Origin of the sequence: Vibrio sp. GLN_1, from assembly GCF_043106015.1 — a bacterium.
In the GTDB taxonomy this organism is placed as follows: Bacteria; Pseudomonadota; Gammaproteobacteria; order Enterobacterales; family Vibrionaceae; genus Vibrio; species Vibrio parahaemolyticus.
Genome location: NZ_JBICMD010000036.1, coordinates 410,015 through 426,121, shown reverse-complemented (window position 1 = coordinate 426,121; position 16,107 = coordinate 410,015). Strand labels below are relative to the sequence as shown.

The 16,107-nt window shown below is 47.5% G+C and carries 13 protein-coding genes; 3 read left to right on the top strand and 10 right to left on the bottom strand.

The window, feature by feature from the left end:
* Positions 1–41 precede the first annotated feature (41 nt).
* The 9 genes from ACF8OV_RS19780 to ACF8OV_RS19740 form a co-directional block, all read right to left on the bottom strand.
* Positions 42–644, bottom strand: coding sequence for a methyltransferase domain-containing protein (locus ACF8OV_RS19780; protein WP_203503333.1), 603 nt, complete (start codon positions 642–644; stop codon positions 42–44).
* A gap of 152 nt (positions 645–796) precedes the next feature.
* The gene (locus ACF8OV_RS19775) at positions 797–1,999 is read right to left on the bottom strand and encodes a phenylacetate--CoA ligase family protein (RefSeq protein ID WP_025499751.1); all 1,203 of its coding nucleotides are present in this window, start codon (positions 1,997–1,999) and stop codon (positions 797–799) included.
* A 9-nt stretch (positions 2,000–2,008) separates the two neighbouring features.
* On the bottom strand, positions 2,009–2,830 hold the full coding sequence (locus ACF8OV_RS19770) for an ABC transporter ATP-binding protein (protein WP_203503335.1): 822 nt from the start codon (positions 2,828–2,830) through the stop codon (positions 2,009–2,011).
* A gap of 68 nt (positions 2,831–2,898) precedes the next feature.
* Complete coding sequence (locus ACF8OV_RS19765) at positions 2,899–4,143, bottom strand: ABC transporter substrate-binding protein (protein ID WP_005499215.1); 1,245 nt, start codon at positions 4,141–4,143, stop codon at positions 2,899–2,901.
* A 45-nt stretch (positions 4,144–4,188) separates the two neighbouring features.
* The gene (locus ACF8OV_RS19760) at positions 4,189–5,256 is read right to left on the bottom strand and encodes a branched-chain amino acid ABC transporter permease (RefSeq protein ID WP_203503337.1); all 1,068 of its coding nucleotides are present in this window, start codon (positions 5,254–5,256) and stop codon (positions 4,189–4,191) included.
* Positions 5,257–5,267: 11 nt separating this feature from the next.
* Positions 5,268–6,161 carry a branched-chain amino acid ABC transporter permease gene (locus tag ACF8OV_RS19755; RefSeq protein ID WP_005463595.1) on the bottom strand — a complete coding sequence of 298 codons (894 nt, stop codon included), beginning with the start codon at positions 6,159–6,161 and terminating at the stop codon, positions 5,268–5,270.
* Positions 6,161–8,113, bottom strand: a complete 1,953-nt coding sequence (locus ACF8OV_RS19750; RefSeq protein ID WP_203503339.1) for a long-chain fatty acid--CoA ligase — start codon at positions 8,111–8,113, stop codon at positions 6,161–6,163. The genes ACF8OV_RS19755 and ACF8OV_RS19750 overlap by 1 nt, the downstream gene beginning before the upstream one ends.
* Positions 8,113–8,913, bottom strand: coding sequence for an ABC transporter ATP-binding protein (locus ACF8OV_RS19745; protein WP_005463591.1), 801 nt, complete (start codon positions 8,911–8,913; stop codon positions 8,113–8,115). The genes ACF8OV_RS19750 and ACF8OV_RS19745 overlap by 1 nt, the downstream gene beginning before the upstream one ends.
* 242 nt (positions 8,914–9,155) lie before the next feature.
* Positions 9,156–10,793 carry an electron transfer flavoprotein-ubiquinone oxidoreductase gene (locus tag ACF8OV_RS19740; RefSeq protein WP_203503341.1) on the bottom strand — a complete coding sequence of 546 codons (1,638 nt, stop codon included), beginning with the start codon at positions 10,791–10,793 and terminating at the stop codon, positions 9,156–9,158.
* A 138-nt stretch (positions 10,794–10,931) separates the two neighbouring features.
* Between ACF8OV_RS19740 and ACF8OV_RS19735 the strand changes: the two genes are divergently transcribed.
* The 3 genes from ACF8OV_RS19735 to ACF8OV_RS19725 all read left to right on the top strand — a co-directional run bounded on the left by ACF8OV_RS19735 (position 10,932) and on the right by ACF8OV_RS19725 (position 14,724).
* Positions 10,932–11,684, top strand: a complete 753-nt coding sequence (locus tag ACF8OV_RS19735) for an electron transfer flavoprotein subunit beta/FixA family protein (RefSeq protein WP_017447395.1) — start codon at positions 10,932–10,934, stop codon at positions 11,682–11,684.
* Positions 11,681–12,607: an electron transfer flavoprotein subunit alpha/FixB family protein gene (locus ACF8OV_RS19730; protein ID WP_029851901.1), complete on the top strand. Its 927-nt coding sequence runs from the start codon at positions 11,681–11,683 to the stop codon at positions 12,605–12,607. Before ACF8OV_RS19735 ends, ACF8OV_RS19730 begins: the two co-directional genes overlap by 4 nt.
* Positions 12,608–12,690: 83 nt before the next feature.
* Positions 12,691–14,724, top strand: a complete 2,034-nt coding sequence (locus ACF8OV_RS19725) for an acetoacetate--CoA ligase (protein ID WP_203503344.1) — start codon at positions 12,691–12,693, stop codon at positions 14,722–14,724.
* Between the two features lie 52 nt (positions 14,725–14,776).
* On the opposite strand, the gene ACF8OV_RS19720 is transcribed toward ACF8OV_RS19725, so the two are convergent.
* On the bottom strand, positions 14,777–15,823 hold the full coding sequence (locus tag ACF8OV_RS19720; RefSeq protein WP_005463577.1) for a GMP reductase: 1,047 nt from the start codon (positions 15,821–15,823) through the stop codon (positions 14,777–14,779).
* Positions 15,824–16,107: the final 284 nt, after the last annotated feature.

The window sequence follows — 16,107 nt, the reverse complement described above, 5'->3', positions numbered from 1 at the left end:
ACTAAAGATCACCAACAATGTCAGATTGAATCGCCATGACCTCATTTCTTCTGCCACACCATCCACTGTTCTTTACCTTTAAAGACATCAACGCTGTCGGTAACGGGTGCGCTTTCGATTAGGTTGAAGTTGGCCTCTAGCCTTTGTTCAAGCTCTCCGCTACGCAAACAAAAAGGAGGAAAACGCGATCGGTAGTCGTCGCTGATAACAAAATACCCCACCAGCAAGCCATTACTTGGTAGCAAACGCTCAATCATCGCAAAGTAATCATCCCACATCTTTCTCGGCAGTGCGGCTAAAAATGCGCGCTCATAAATCACATCAAACGGCTTTGAGAATTCAGCACTGAACACATCACCCAACATCACTTTATCTTGATATTGACCAAGCCGAGATTTCGCAAGATTGACGGCTTCTGCGCTGTAATCCATCGCGATAACGTCATGTCCGCAATCGACAAAATGCGATACTTCATAAGCTGCGCCGCAGCCGGGGATAAACACCGAGTGAGCCTTGTCAGCAATGCGTTTTAAGTAGTGCTTCAGCTCGTTTGGCGTTTGGTTACGATCCCAAGGCATCGTGCCGTTGAAAAACAGCGCATCCCAAAATTGTTCATTGATGATTGGTGAATCTTTGCTTTTCATCGTTCTTGTTCTCGCTTACATGCACACATTCAACAAAAGCATGCACTCAAAAAAAGAAAGGGATACGCGATGAATCTCGGTATCCCTTTTTCGTTGATAGCCTAGTGTTGATGTTTAACGTTGTTAATGACGTGACTGTTCTTATTATTCATCTAACTGCGCAAATCATTGATCAAGGGCTGATCCGCATCGTTTGCGACAAACTGAACATTGCCTTTCAGTTTGGTGACGGATTGAAGTGTCGCTTGAATGTCCTCTGCTGATACATGTACATCATGACAACAGAATGTGATGGTATCGCTGAAGCCGTCACGCTCAATCTTCAAGGAGCCTTTAATATCGTGGCGACGACAGACTTCTTGAATCTGATGCGGATACACAAACAGACCTTTGACTTTCACCGCTGAGTCCGCACGACCCATCCAACCCTTTATTCGCGCATTTGTGCGTGGCGAATCGGAGTCTGAGTCTAAATAAGCCGATAAATCTCCCGTTGCGTAGCGAATCAGCGGAAATTTCTCATCAAGCGAGGTAACCACCACTTCACCAACTTCTCCCGGTAGGACTGGGATACCGTCGGGATCAACGATTTCGACAATAATATCTTCAGCAATCACTAAGCCTTGCTCGCCTGCAACTTGATACGCAATCAAACCAAGTTCGGCGCTCGCATACGCTTGAGACACTGCAATGCCCATGTCTGAAAACGCTTTTTGCATGTCTGCCGTGACCGCTTCTCCAGAAACCAGAGCCTTAGTAATGCTCGGCTTCTCACCATATTGCTCTTGATACTTGGTTAGCAACGTAATTAGGTAAGATGGTGTCCCGGTGTAGCCAGTTGGCTGAAGCTGTTTGATCGCTTCAATCTGCGCTTCGGTATTGCCGACGCCTGCCGGAAATACCGCGCAGCCACACGCTCTAGCACCGCCATCCATAATGAATCCACCCGGAGAGAAATGATAAGAAAGCGTGTTATGGACTAAATCTCCACGGCGAAACCCAGCCGCATGAAACGCACGTCCCATACGCCAGAAGTCAGCTTCATCCGTTTGTGCCTCATACAATGGGCCTGGAGATTGAAATACGCGCGCCATCTGACCAATCGCAATGCTGTTTAAGCCACCAAATGGCGGCTTGAGTTGCTGCTGGCTTGGGACATTGAATTTGCGAGTGATCGGAAACTGGGCGAGCCCTTCACGATTACTTGCGATTGAGGCGTCGATATCAGCAAAAATGTTGCCGTAGTGCTCGCTGTTCGCTTTTGCGTTTTCAATCAGTGTCGGCAAGGGTTGAAACAACGAATCTTCTCTCTCAGCAGGAGACAAAGACTCTTTTGCATCGAATAATTCGTTCATCACCACTCCTTACAACCAGCGCTTACGACGTTTGTAAGACTTAAGATTCTTGAAGCTCTTGCGCTCTTCATCGCCGCCACCCAGATAGAACTCTTTCACGTCTTCGTTATTAAGCAGCTCATGTTTAGTACCATCGAGCACAATCTTGCCTGACTCCATGATGTAGCCATAATCAGCAGCATGCAGCGCAAAGTTCGCGTTCTGTTCCACCAACAACATGGTAATGCCTTGGTCTTTGTTGATCTTTTCGATGATGCTGAACACTTCCTTCACCAACAGTGGTGAAAGCCCCATCGACGGCTCATCAAGTAAGACCATTTTCGGGCGCGCCATCAATGCGCGGCCAATAGCCAACATCTGCTGCTCACCGCCCGACAAATAGCCCGCGAGACCAGTACGTTCTTTGAGTCGAGGGAAGTAGTCAAACACCATTTCGATGTCTTTCTCGACCTCGTTGTCGTTGCGGGTAAACGCACCTAAACGAAGGTTCTCGATAACCGTCATGTCTTCGACGATTCTACGCCCTTCCATCACTTGGAAAATGCCCGAACGGACAATCTCTTCTGGGCTTTTGTTATCGATACGCTCGCCCATGAAGTTAATTTCACCGCGAGTCACTTCACCATCTTCGGTTTTTAACAAACCCGAAATGGCTTTTAGTGTGGTCGATTTACCTGCCCCGTTCGCGCCTAACAGCGTCACGATTTGACCTTTAGGTACTTCAAGGCTCACGCCACGCAGAACCAAAATAACTTCGTCGTAGACCACTTCGATGTTGTTTACCGAGAGTAAGATCTCCGCTGGTTCTATATCCCTTGCCAATTCACTCATCAAGCCACTCCTTGTTCAGGAGAAGGGATGATGTATATCGCATCCCCTCACCTGTTCTTGTTTTGTTGTTAGTAACCTAGCCAATCGTCACGGCGAGACAATGTCACCTGAGACACTTTCTTGATGTCTACTGCACCGCCTTGGTTATTACCCATAAACACGTTTACGGTGGTTGTGCCGCGGTGATCTTCTGGTTGCCAGTTAGCAGGAATACACACGCCCTCTAGACCTTTTGGAACCCAGTTTTTGTGAACGTACATGCCTTTCTTGATGTTTTCACCCGTAATGCCGCCATTGTCCTTCGCCCATTCCATCGCTTCTTTCATGTAGAACGCTGAGCAAACGCCGCGAATGTAATGGTGAGTTCGGAACTCGCCCGGCTCAGATTCGGACAGTTTGGAGATTTGCTGAACCAGCTTCATGCCTTCGCTATCGTCGCCCCAGAATGCCGTCATACCTGGGAACACGTAATCTTTCAGACCGTCACCTGCCGCTTCAATTACGGGTTTATCACCACCCCAGATATTCGCCATGTACTGGAATTCCGTGCCAACCGTGTTACACGACTTCACTAGTGAAATGACTGAGCCACCTAAGTTGGCGATGTAACCGTAGTTGGTGCCGGATTCTTTTAACGACAGACATTGCGCTTTGAAATCACCCGGTTTGAGCGACACAACCACAGGATTTTGCACTTCAAAACCCAGCTCTTTGGCGTATTCCGCACACGCGTCTTTTGGTGCATTCGGGAACGGATGGTTATCACCAATGTGAGTAAATTTAGGTGCCGTGGTATTGCCTTTTGATTCCCAATCCTCTTTCGCCCATTTCACCAATGCACGACAGGCATCTGAATAAGACGCGCCATAGAAAAAGTTATAGGGAGCGGGCTTGGCTGTTTTCGGGTTTTTACCAGTAGGGTCCGTTAGGTGGCCTGAGTAAGATGCCGAAAATACCGGCACTTTGTCTTTGGTTACGAATGAGATCAGCGCTTCGGTATCTGCTGTGCCCCACCCTTGCATCGCGACCATGTTTTTACGCGCAACCCAACGTTTGTAGTTAGAAATCGCCACTGGCACTTTGTACGCCATATCCACCGTTTCAAATTCCAGCTCAGTACCGTTGATGCCACCATTTTGGTTGATCCACTGCAAAGCATCTCGCACGCCAGAGCCATAAGGCTTACTCACATAAGCAGTAGGACCAGAGAAATCCACCAGATGCCCGACAAATACGGAATCTTTTGCCCAAGATGCGGTAGTAAACAGCGCCGAAGATAGCACCAACGTTGTCGCTAAATGTCCTTTGTTCATAACTCGTTGTCCTTGTTATTTAGGTATATTCCACTTAAGTACACGTTAATAAGAAAACGGATAGTGTTTCCAATATGCTCGAATTTGTTGCCAGCGATGCGACAATCCTTGAGGTTCAAAAATCAGGAACAGCATGATGACCAGACCAATCGCCATTTCTTTGAAGTAAGCAAGTCCATCAATGAACGACGTGTTATCGCTAAACGCTGCCAGCCCCGTCACACCAAACTCTAAAACCTCCGGTAGCAATACGATGAAGATCGTGCCCATCAATGTACCTTTCACCGATCCCAGACCACCGATGATGATCATCGCGAGGAACTGAATAGACATCATGATGGTGAAGCCTTCGGCAGAAACGAACCCTAAGTAATGCCCGTAGAGCGCGCCGCCGATGCCTGCATAAAACGCACACACTCCAAAAGAGAGCAGACGATATTTAGTCAGGTTGATACCCATGATTTCAGCCGATAGGTAATGATCGCGTACCGAAACAAACGCACGACCATCACGAGAACGGATGAGGTTGGAAGCCCATAGATACATAAAGATCAGCGCAAACAGTGCAACATAGAAAAAGCTTTCATCGGTCGAGAACTCGAAGCCAAACAGGTTGATTGGGCTGGCACTCGCACCGTATGAACCACCACTGAACCATTCTGCGCGGGCAAAGAAATCTTCCAGAATAAATTGTGCCGCTAAAGTTGCGATAGCAAGGTAAAGCCCTTTGATGCGTGCCGCTGGCAGGCCAAATATCATCCCGACAATCATCGTCAGGTAACCCGCTAGCGGAATCGCAAGCACGACCGGAATGTTGTACTGGTTGTTCAGCCAGGCCGATGCAAATGCACCAAAACCAAAGAACGCACCGTGACCTAATGATATTTGCCCGGTAAAACCGACCAGAATGTTCAGACCAAGCGCCGCGATACCGAGATACGCAATCTGAATGAACAGATTGAGGAAGTAAATATCCAGTACCAGAGGCGCGGCCAGCATGGCAATCACACCGGCGATTGCTAAGCGTCGTATGGTTTTGGTTTCAAAAATTGGCGTATCGCTTTTATATGTGGTTCGAAAATCCCCACATGGGCGCATGCTAAGTTGAGCCATGTTATTTCTCCTTAAATACGCTCAATATCTTTGGTACCAAACAGGCCGTATGGCTTGAAGGCAAGAATGATTAACAGCACATAGAAAGGTGCGATGTTGTAAAGGTTGCCGACTTGCAAGTATTGGCTATCAAAGAACTCAGCCAAGTTCTCCAGCACCCCGATGGTGATGCCACCGACGATTGCGCCAACCACGGAATCCAAGCCACCCAAAATAACCGCTGGGAACACTTTGATGCCGATGATAGATAGCGCGTCTGATACGCCATTTACGATCCCAATAACAATCCCTGCTGTCGCGGATACCATCGCCGAAATAGCCCAACTGATGGCGAACACTTTCTTGATGGAAATGCCGAGACTCTGGGCGACCTGCTGGTTAAATGCCGTCGCACGCATCGCCAAACCCATTTTGCTGAATTTGAAGAACCAGTAGAACGCACCCATGATGATCATCGAGAAGATCAAACTGAGGATGTAAGCAAATTCCACGTTCAAACCACCAATATTGACGACGTTAGTTTCGAATACCTGTGGGTACGACACCGCCGATACACCAAACATCCACTTCATCAACGCTTGGAAGAACATCGACAAACCAATCGTCACCATAATCACCGAGATGATCGGCTCACCAATCAACGGCCTGAGCACAATGGTTTGCACGGCGATACCAAACACCATCATAAAGGCAAGCGTGAGTAAGAAGCCGACGAAAAATGGCAGTTGTAGATGAACCAATGCAGCCCAACACACCCACGCGCCGATTAGTAGAAACTCACCCTGAGCAAAGTTCACCACCTGAGTTGATTTGTAAATCAGTACAAAGCACATGGCGACCACGCCATACAACATGCCGACGATCACGCCATTAATGACGAGTTGCAGTAATAAATCCGTATTCACTATGCGATCCTCCGTTGTTCGCTATCCACCAGTGTCAGCTCATGTTGAATAAGCGTTTCTATCACCAGCGACGTTTGAATGCGTGTCTTGGTTCCATCCTGATAAGTGATCACCGTATCGACGTCCACAGTCGGCGCTGCGCTGTAAATGGTTTCGATGATGTCACCGTATTTCTCCGCAACCACACCACGACGCACTTTACGTGTACGAGTCAACTCGCCGTCATCCGCGTCCAGCTCTTTATAAAGCAGAATGAATTTGCTGATCTTCTGCGCATCTGGCAGCGATTCATTCACTTTCAGCACTTCTTCGCGAATCGCTTGATAGACTTCAGGCTGCGAAGAAAGGTTGGTGTAGTTGGTGAATGCAATGCCCTTTTGCTCCGCCCACTTGGCGACAATCGCGTAACGGATACAGATAATTGCAGAGAGCCAAGGTCGGCCTTTGCCCACCACCACCGCTTCTGCGATAAATGGCGAGAACTTGAGTTTGTTTTCAATGAACTGCGGAGAGTAACGGTCGCCATGGCTGGTTTCCGACATGTCTTTCAGACGGTCAATCACCACTAAGTGACCAGTATCTTTAAAGTAGCCCGCATCGCCGGTATGCATCCAACCATCTTGAACATCTTCATCGTACGCCGCTTGGTTATTGAGATAGCCGGTAAACATGCCGGTACTTTTCGCGATGATCTCACCCACCCCATTACTGTCTGGGTTGATGACTTTCACGTCGGCATTGTCAAATGCGACACCGACTGAATCGTAATCCACGTCATCGGCTTGGTGTACGGTGTACGCACCACACATTTCGGTCTGGCCATAAAGCTGTTTGAGTGGCACACCGATAGCTTGCAGGTAACGGAAAGTATCTGGCCCCATTGCCGCACCACCGGTAGCCGCAGAAGACAGATTCGAGAAACCTAAACGGTCACGCAGGGCACGCAGTAAAATCCATTCCGCCAGCTTAGAGCATTTGCCTTGATCCAGCGCTTTGTTCGCTAAGCTCATACCGAGTTTGTACATCTTCTGCTTGAACGGTGTGGAATCCATCATGCGTGCAGAGACGTCCGCCACAATGTTTTCCCATACTCGCGGTGCAAGCAGCACAAAGTTCGGGCCAATCTCGCGTAAGTCCGACATCATGGTTTCTTGTTCTTCCACGAAGTTGACGATTTGACGTGAAATCAACGCCTGACCAACCACATACACCTGCTCCATGATCCAAGGCAGAGGCAGTACAGAAACGTAGTTATCACCTGGAGAACGTGGATCGGCACGAAGATAAGCCGCACAGTGATCCAAAAACGTGCCGCTGTGAAGCTGTGCGAGCTTTGGTTTAGAAGTCGTACCCGAAGTGGTACAAAGAATCGAAAGATCGCTGCCTTTGGTTGCCGCAACCATATTCAGATATTTGTCAGGGTCAGCTTTGTCGATTAACTGACCTTTTTTATACGCTTTCTCGACATCGATAAGCCTTGGATCATCGTACTTGCGCATTCCGCGTGGATCACAATAAATGATGAACTCAACGCTCGGGATCTCATCGCCCAACTCAAGCAACTTGTCACATTGCTCTTCATCTTCTGCAATCACTACTTTCGCTTTGGCATAGTTGATTAAATACGCCACTTCCTCGTGCATCGAGTCTTGATAGATGCCCAGTGAATAACCTTTGATTGCATGCGCGGCCAGTTCGCCCCACACCCATTCAGGTCGGTTGTCGCCTAAAAGCCCCACAACGTCTTGCTCACCAACACCTAAATCTTGTAGTGCAAGCGCCATCCACTTGACTCGGTCTTCATAATCCTGCCAAGTAAATTCTCGCCAAATACCAAATTCCTTCTCGCGCATTGCGACCTGATCTGGCCAGTGCTTGGCGTTGTGCTGCAACACTTTTGGAAAGGTATCTAAGCTGGTTATATCTGCCCAATCATTATGTTGCTGTGCCATTATGCACTCTCCTCTAATGTCGGAAGTTCTTCACCCAAATAAGCTTGTTTCACGTGTGGATTCGCCATGACTTCTTCTGGCTCCCCCATCGCAATGTGTTTACCAAAGTCCAAAACGAGCACCCGATTGGAGATATCCATGACTACGCCCATGTCGTGTTCGATCATGATGATGGTGATGTCGAGTTCTTCGTTCAGATCCATGATGTAACGTGCCATGTCTTCCTTTTCTTCAAGGTTCATACCGGCCATCGGCTCATCGAGTAAAAGAAGTTTTGGTCTTAACGCTATTGCGCGTGCAAGCTCGACACGTTTACGTAAACCGTAAGAAAGCGTGCCAGCGGTGGCTTTGCGGATGTGTTGGATTTCAAGAAAATCGATGACATCTTCCACGTATTTGCGGTGTGCCATCTCTTCTTTTTGCGCGTTAGAGAACCAGTAAAGCGGGCCTGTCACGAAGTTGTTTTTCAACAGGTGGTGTCGGCCAACCATGATGTTGTCGAGCACTGACATATGTGAGAAAAGTGCTAAGTTCTGGAAGGTTCTGCCCAGACCTAACTCAGCGCGTTGGCTCGGGGTACGTTTGGTTACGTCGTTTCCAGCAAAGATGACCGACCCTTTGTTCGGAGTGTATCGGCCAGAGATGCAGTTGAGCATCGAAGTTTTACCTGCACCATTGGGACCGATGATTGAGAAAATTTCCTTCTCGTTCACATGGAAGCTCACGTCGGTTAACGCTTTCACCCCACCAAAGGCCAATGAAATATCGTTTACCTGCAAAAGAGGTGTTTCCGATACCATAGTTGATCTCCCTTTCATTTTGAGTGCGTTTCCTTGAGCACTATTTCGATATCAAACTTCACTTTGATACTGGTAACCGCTTCTACACCTATGCATCAACTTTTAATTCAGTTTACGTAAACGTCAATTTAAAATCAGAATAGTGCCTTGAAGATTAAGTTGCAATCGAGTTCACCGATAAAGATTTGAACTGACGCAAACTTTAAGTAAATAAGTTGTTAATAAAAACTATTCTCAGACCACTACATATTTGGGTAGTTGGGACCACCACCACCTTCAGGAGGAGTCCAGGTGATGTTTTGACTTGGGTCTTTGATATCGCAGGTTTTACAGTGAATACAGTTCGCCGCATTAATCTGTAATTCGGCTTGCTCTGCACCTTCTACAATTTCATACACCCCAGCAGGACAGTAGCGTTGAGCGGGCTCGGCATAGAGCGCCAAGTTCTGTTCGATAGGAATGCGCTGGCTGGCAAGCTGCAAATGACACGGTTGGTCTTCTTCATGGAAAATATTGGATAAATAGACGGAAGAAAGACGGTCGAAACTCAACACGCCATCAGGCTTCGGATAGAGGATCTCATTGCTGTTTTCCGCCAGAATCAAAGACTGATGATCGGGATGTTCACAACGTACATTCCACTTTGCTTTGCCTTTTAACACGTTGTGTTCCAACATCGCTAAACCACCACCTAACCAAGAGCCAAAACGGTGTATTCCGCTAGAGAAATTGCGTGCTTGATAAAGCTCTTCATATAGCCATGACTGTTTGAAATGGCTTTGGTAGTCGGCAATAACCGATTGATTTGAAATCGCTTCAAAAACGGCTTCAGCGGCGAGTACCCCCGACTTCATCGCGGTATGCGTGCCTTTGATTTTCGCGCTATTGAGCGTGCCAGCATCACAGCCAATCAATAGTCCACCCGCAAATTGTTGGGTCGGAAGGGAATGAAAGCCGCCTTTGGCAATCGCCCTAGCCCCATAGCTGATGCGCTTACCGTTTTGAAGATACTGCTCAATCATCGGGTGATGTTTAAAACGCTGAAATTCGTCAAACGGACTCAGGTGGGGATTTTCGTAATTAAGGTCAACAATCAGACCAACTGCGACTTGGTTGCCCTCAAGATGATAAAGATAACTGCCACCACTGGCTTCGTTTGCCAACGGCCAACCTAATCCATGAACAACCAATCCTTGCTGATGTTGCTCTGCAGGTATTTCCCACAGCTCTTTAAAGCCAATCGCATAGTGCTGTGGCGTTTTATCTTCAGCGAGATTAAATTTGTTAATCAATTGCTTACCAATATGGCCACGAGCCCCTTCAGCAAACAGAGTAAACTTAGCTCGAAGTTCGATACCCGGCTCGAAATTGGCTTTTTGCTCGCCGTTTTTGTCGAGCCCCATATCTCCTGTGATCACGCCACAAACACGGTTTTGATCATCAAATATTGCCTCACTGGCACTAAAACCTGGATAGATTTCTACCCCTAAATTTTCTGCTTGGGTTGCCATCCAACGGCACAAACTACCTAAACTGATGATGTAATTACCATCGTTATGCAGCGTATTAGGCACTGCCCACGTTGGCAGTTCATGACCGTTAAGTTCGTTACTTAAATAGTAGGTTTTATCTTGATTGACTTTGGTATTGAGCGGCGCGTCCTTTTCTTTCCAATCCGGAAACAACTCATCCAAACTGCGCGTTTCAAACACCGCGCCAGAGAGAATGTGCGCCCCCACTTCCGAACCTTTCTCTACAACACAAACTGAGATTTCTTGGTCTTTTTCCATTGCCAACTGTTTGATACGGCAAGCAGCAGACAAGCCTGCCGGGCCCGCACCAACAATCAGAACATCAAACTCCATGCAGTCTCTTTCCATGGTTGTATTCCCTTCTTCTTTTGCATGTTGCCAACTTGTTAATCAACAATATATTTAAAGTTGACGCAAACGTAAAGGTAAATTAACATCATTTTAAAGACGTCAACACATAGTCTTCACTGTAAAAAGGAATCTAACGTGAAAATACTAGTGCCAATTAAAAGGGTCATTGATCCCTACATTAAGGTCCGTGTTAAACCGGACAACAGCGATGTTGAAACCAATAACGTCAAGATGACTATCAACCCGTTTTGCGAAATCGCCGTTGAAGAAGCGGTGCGACTAAAAGAGCAAGGGATTGCAGAAGAAGTCATCGTTGTGAGTGCTGGCGGCACACAATGTCAGGAACAATTGCGCACGGCCCTAGCACTAGGAGCAGATCGCGCGATTCATATCGACACGGCGGACAAGATTGAGCCGCTCGTGGTGTCCAAGTTGCTCAAAGCGATTGTTGAACAAGAGCAAGCCCAACTGGTGATCACCGGCAAACAATCGATCGATACGGACAACAACCAAGTCGCGCAGATGCTGGCCGCTTTGCTTGACTGGCCTCAGGCTACTTTTGCATCAGATGTAAAAATTGAAGACCAAAAAGTGCAGGTGGTGCGAGAAGTCGATGGTGGATTGATGACGGTAGCAATGAACTTGCCAGCGGTGATCAGCACTGATTTGCGTTTAAACGAGCCTCGCTTCGCTTCCCTACCTAATATCATGAAGGCCAAACGTAAGCCCCTCGACACGATCACACCAGAGAGCTTGGGCGTTGAAGTTGTGTTTAGCCAAACCATCACGGAAGTTACCCCACCAGCGCAAAGAAAAGCCGGTATCAAAGTGGAGTCTGTTTCAGAACTTCTCGATAAGCTACGTAACGAAGCGAAGGTGATTTCATGAAAAATCTAATTATTGCAGAACATGACAACAACCAACTGCACGCCGATACGTTGAAAGTCGTGAATGCCGCTAGTCAAGCGGGCCAAGATAACACATTGCTCGTGGTTGGTTATCAGTGTGAAGACGTTGCCCAACAAGCAAGCCAAGTTGATGGCATTGCTAAAGTGATTTGCATTGACGACGAATCGCTGGTGCACCAATTCGCCGAAAATATTGCTCCTGTTGTGTCAGGGCTAGCCGACGGATTTGACGGCATCTGGGCAAACTCTTCATCAAAAGGGAAAGATCTTGCGCCACGTATCGCCGCTAAATGTGGTGTTGGGCAAATCTCTGACATCGTTCAAGTGGTGGATGACAAAACGTTTATACGCCCAATTTATGCGGGCAACGCTTTCGCTAAAGTGATTTCAAATGACAGTTTACGTGTGGTCACCGTGCGCGCATCTGCTTTTGATCCTGTTGCTTGCAACAGCCAAGTCGATATTGAGCATCAGCAAACCTCGGCTCAATCCCCTGTCGTGGAGCTAGTTTCTATCGACAAAACGGTATCTGAACGGCCTGAACTGACGGCTGCTGAAATCGTAATTTCTGGCGGTCGTGGCGTGGGCAGCAAAGAGAACTTCGAACTTATCGAAAAAGTCGCCGACAAACTCGGCGCGGCGATTGGCGCGTCTCGCGCTGCCGTCGATGCAGGTTTTGTCGCTAACGACTTACAAGTCGGTCAAACCGGCAAAATCGTCGCGCCTAAGCTTTACATTGCCGTCGGAATCTCTGGTGCAATCCAACACCTCGCCGGCATGAAAGAGTCGAAAGTGATTGTTGCGATCAACAAAGATCCAGACTCCCCAATCTTCGAAGTGGCAGATTATGGGTTAGTCGGCGATCTGTTTGAGATATTGCCTCAGCTCGCTGAACAGCTATAAATAAACCGACTAAGGGCGAGCATGATGATGCTCGCCCTTTTTGATCAACGTAAGTTAACAATGGATTGAATATAGAGGGAACTATGCCAAGCCAAACTCCTATTTGGTCGCCATCTGCTGAGCGAGTCAGAGACAGTAACCTGCTTCGATTTATCGAGAGCACTAATGTACGAAGCAGCACAAGTAATGAGATTAGAGATTATGCGTCATTACACCGCTGGTCTATTGAACACAATGACGCATTTTGGCAGCACACTTGGCAATTTTGTAAAGTCGTTGGCAAGTTAGGTTCACAAGTCAAAAGTTTAGGCGAGCCAAAATGGAGCGATTCAAACTCACCAAATATCAACAGAGATACGGTTTGGTTCTACGATACAACCCTTAACTACGCTCAGAATTTACTTGTACACGCTGAGCAATCACCAGAGCGACAATTGATTGTTTTCAGCAATGAAAGTGGCGAGCAAAAACAGCTCTCTGGTCAACAGTTGATTGAGCAAGTGTCCATCGTCCAACAATGGTTGATTGCAAATGGTGTCGGCAAAGGAGATGTCGTGGCGGCCTACTTGCCCTACCTTCCTGAGACCGTAATCGCGATGCTTGCGACCACCAGCCTCGGTGCTATTTGGACATCGACCTCTCCAGATTTTGGCGTCGACAGCGTGTTAGAGCGTTTCGGCCAAGTGGCCCCCAAAGTATTGTTTTGTTGTAATGGCTACCAATTTGGCGGCAACATCTTCGATATGACGCAAAAAAACCGAGCGATTAGCAGCAAACTCGGAAACACCATCAGCGTTTGCCAAATTGACTATTTAACGCCAAGCAACGAATTAAAACCAAGAGACGAACGATCCGACTCCGACTTCGTCACATGGAACGAGTTGTCTGAACACATTGCTCCACAAGCCATTCGCTACCAACCAGTACTGTTTAATGACCCGTTATTCATTTTATATTCGTCAGGAACCACAGGGCAGCCTAAGTGCATTGTCCATTCCGTAGGTGGAACCTTACTCAATCATTTGAAAGAACATCAGCTGCACTGCGATGTTAAACCTCTCGACAAGGTTTTCTACTACACCACTTGTGGTTGGATGATGTGGAACTGGCATGTTTCCGCACTCGCGAGCGGTGCCACGTTGGTGATTTACGACGGTAGCCCCGTGTCCCCCGACCATTCTGTGCTTTGGCGCTTGGCGGAAGAACAGTCGGTGTCACTGTTTGGCACCTCTGCAAAGTATCTCGAAGCGCTTGAGCAAGCCAATTATTCGCCTCGGTCAGAGCATAATTTGGATTCGCTGAAGACCTTATGCTCTACAGGTTCCGTGCTCTATCCAGAGCAGTTCAGTTACGTTTATCAACATATCAAACAGGATTTACACTTAGCTTCCATCGCAGGCGGAACCGACATTTGTGGCTGCTTTGTTCTCGGTAACCCGATCTCTCCCGTCTACAAAGGGGAATGCCAAGGTGCGGGGCTCGGCAACAAGGTAAAAGTACTTGATGACGCAGGGAGCGAAGTAGTTTCACAACGCGGAGAACTGACATGTAACAACTCGCTGCCAAACTTTCCTATCGGCTTTTGGCATGACAATGGCGAACGTTATCACGATGCTTACTGGAGCAAATTTGCGGATACTTGGCACCACGGTGATGACGTCATGCAAACCGCAAACGGCGGCTTTATCTTCTACGGCCGAAGTGACGCAACGCTCAATCCCGGCGGAGTACGTATTGGCACAGCAGAAATCTATCAACAAGTGAACGCGCTATCGGGTATCGAAGATTCGATTGCCGTCGGTAAGTTGAGCCAGCAATCTGAAGAGATCTGGTTATTCGTCAAATTAAGCCAAAGTGTTGAGTTAACGCCACAACTGACTGACTTGATCCGCCAAACGTTGAAAACGAAGTGCTCACCGCGACATGTCCCGCGCAAGATCTTCGCACTCAGTGATATTCCACGAACGCGTTCCGGCAAAACGGTTGAACTGGCAGTAAAGCAGGTCGTGAATGGTCAGACAGTTAAAAATATCGGCGCAATTGCGAATCCAGAGGTTTTGGAAGAGATAGCGGCAATTGCCGTTGAAACACAGCCCGCACTGACCAATGCGCTATAAAAAAGAGCCGCTATTGCGGCTCTTACTATTTCAATTTATTCGAAGTTTTAAATTACTTCTCTTTACCGAATACGTTGTTCTCTTGCTCTTGTACGCGGATGAAAGTCGTACGCTTCGTTAGTTCTTTAAGCTTCGCTGCGCCTACGTAGGTACAGGTTGAACGCACACCACCAAGGATATCTGAGATCGTACCATGAACACTGCCACGGAATGGCAGTAGTACGGTTTTACCTTCAGCGGCACGGTACTTAGCCACACCACCAGAGTGCTTGTCCATCGCCGACTGAGAAGACATGCCGTAGAACTTCATGAAAGTCTCACCATCTTTCTCGATGATCTCGCCGCCTGACTCTTCGTGACCCGCTAACATACCGCCAAGCATCACGAAGTCTGCACCGCCGCCAAACGCTTTTGATACGTCACCCGCGCATGAACAACCACCGTCACCGATGATCATACCACCCAGGCCGTGCGCCGCATCACCACACTCAATGATTGCAGAAAGCTGAGGATAACCCACACCCGTTTTGACACGAGTAGTACATACTGAACCTGGGCCAATGCCCACTTTTACGATGTCTGCGCCAGCAAGAATAAGCTCTTCACACATATCACCAGTAACCACGTTACCCGCAGAAATCACTTTGTCTGGAAACTCTGCACGTACACGCTCTACGTACTCAACTAAATGCTCTGAGTAGCCGTTCGCGATATCAACACAGATAAAGATGAGCTCGTCAGAAAGTGCCATGATGTCTTTTGTTTTTTGGAAATCTGCGTCAGAAGTTCCCGTAGACACCATCACGTTTTTTAGCGTTGCGTTGTCAGCAGATTTTACGAAGTCTGCCCAGTCGTTCACTGTGTAGTGTTTGTGAACGGCTGTCATTACACCATGCTCAGCCAGTGCTTTAGCCATTTCAAAGCTACCAACTGAATCCATGTTCGCTGCGATTACAGGCACACCAGACCATTGACGACCACTATGCTTGAATGTAAAATCGCGGGTTAAATTTACTTGAGAACGGCTTTTCAGGGTAGAACGTTTCGGGCGAAACAGTACATCTTTAAAACCTAACTTAAGTTCTTGTTCGATACGCATTGTGTAATTCCTTGATTCATATGTATATGTGTCATCTCAGAGTGCGTAGTGAAACCGTTGGCAGACGGGTTCACTGTTCTTCGGACACAAAAAAACCGGAGCGTTGGCAGACGCTCCGGTTTTCAGCATTATAGGCTGTGATTTCTTTCCTACAAGTCTGATATTTGCATTTTTTTTGTGTTACCATCTTGAAAATCGCATATCAAAAATCCCTTTCAAGACACTCTTTTTTCTTCTTAATTAACAAATTCAACAACTTAAGAAAACCTAAAAGCTAATCCATT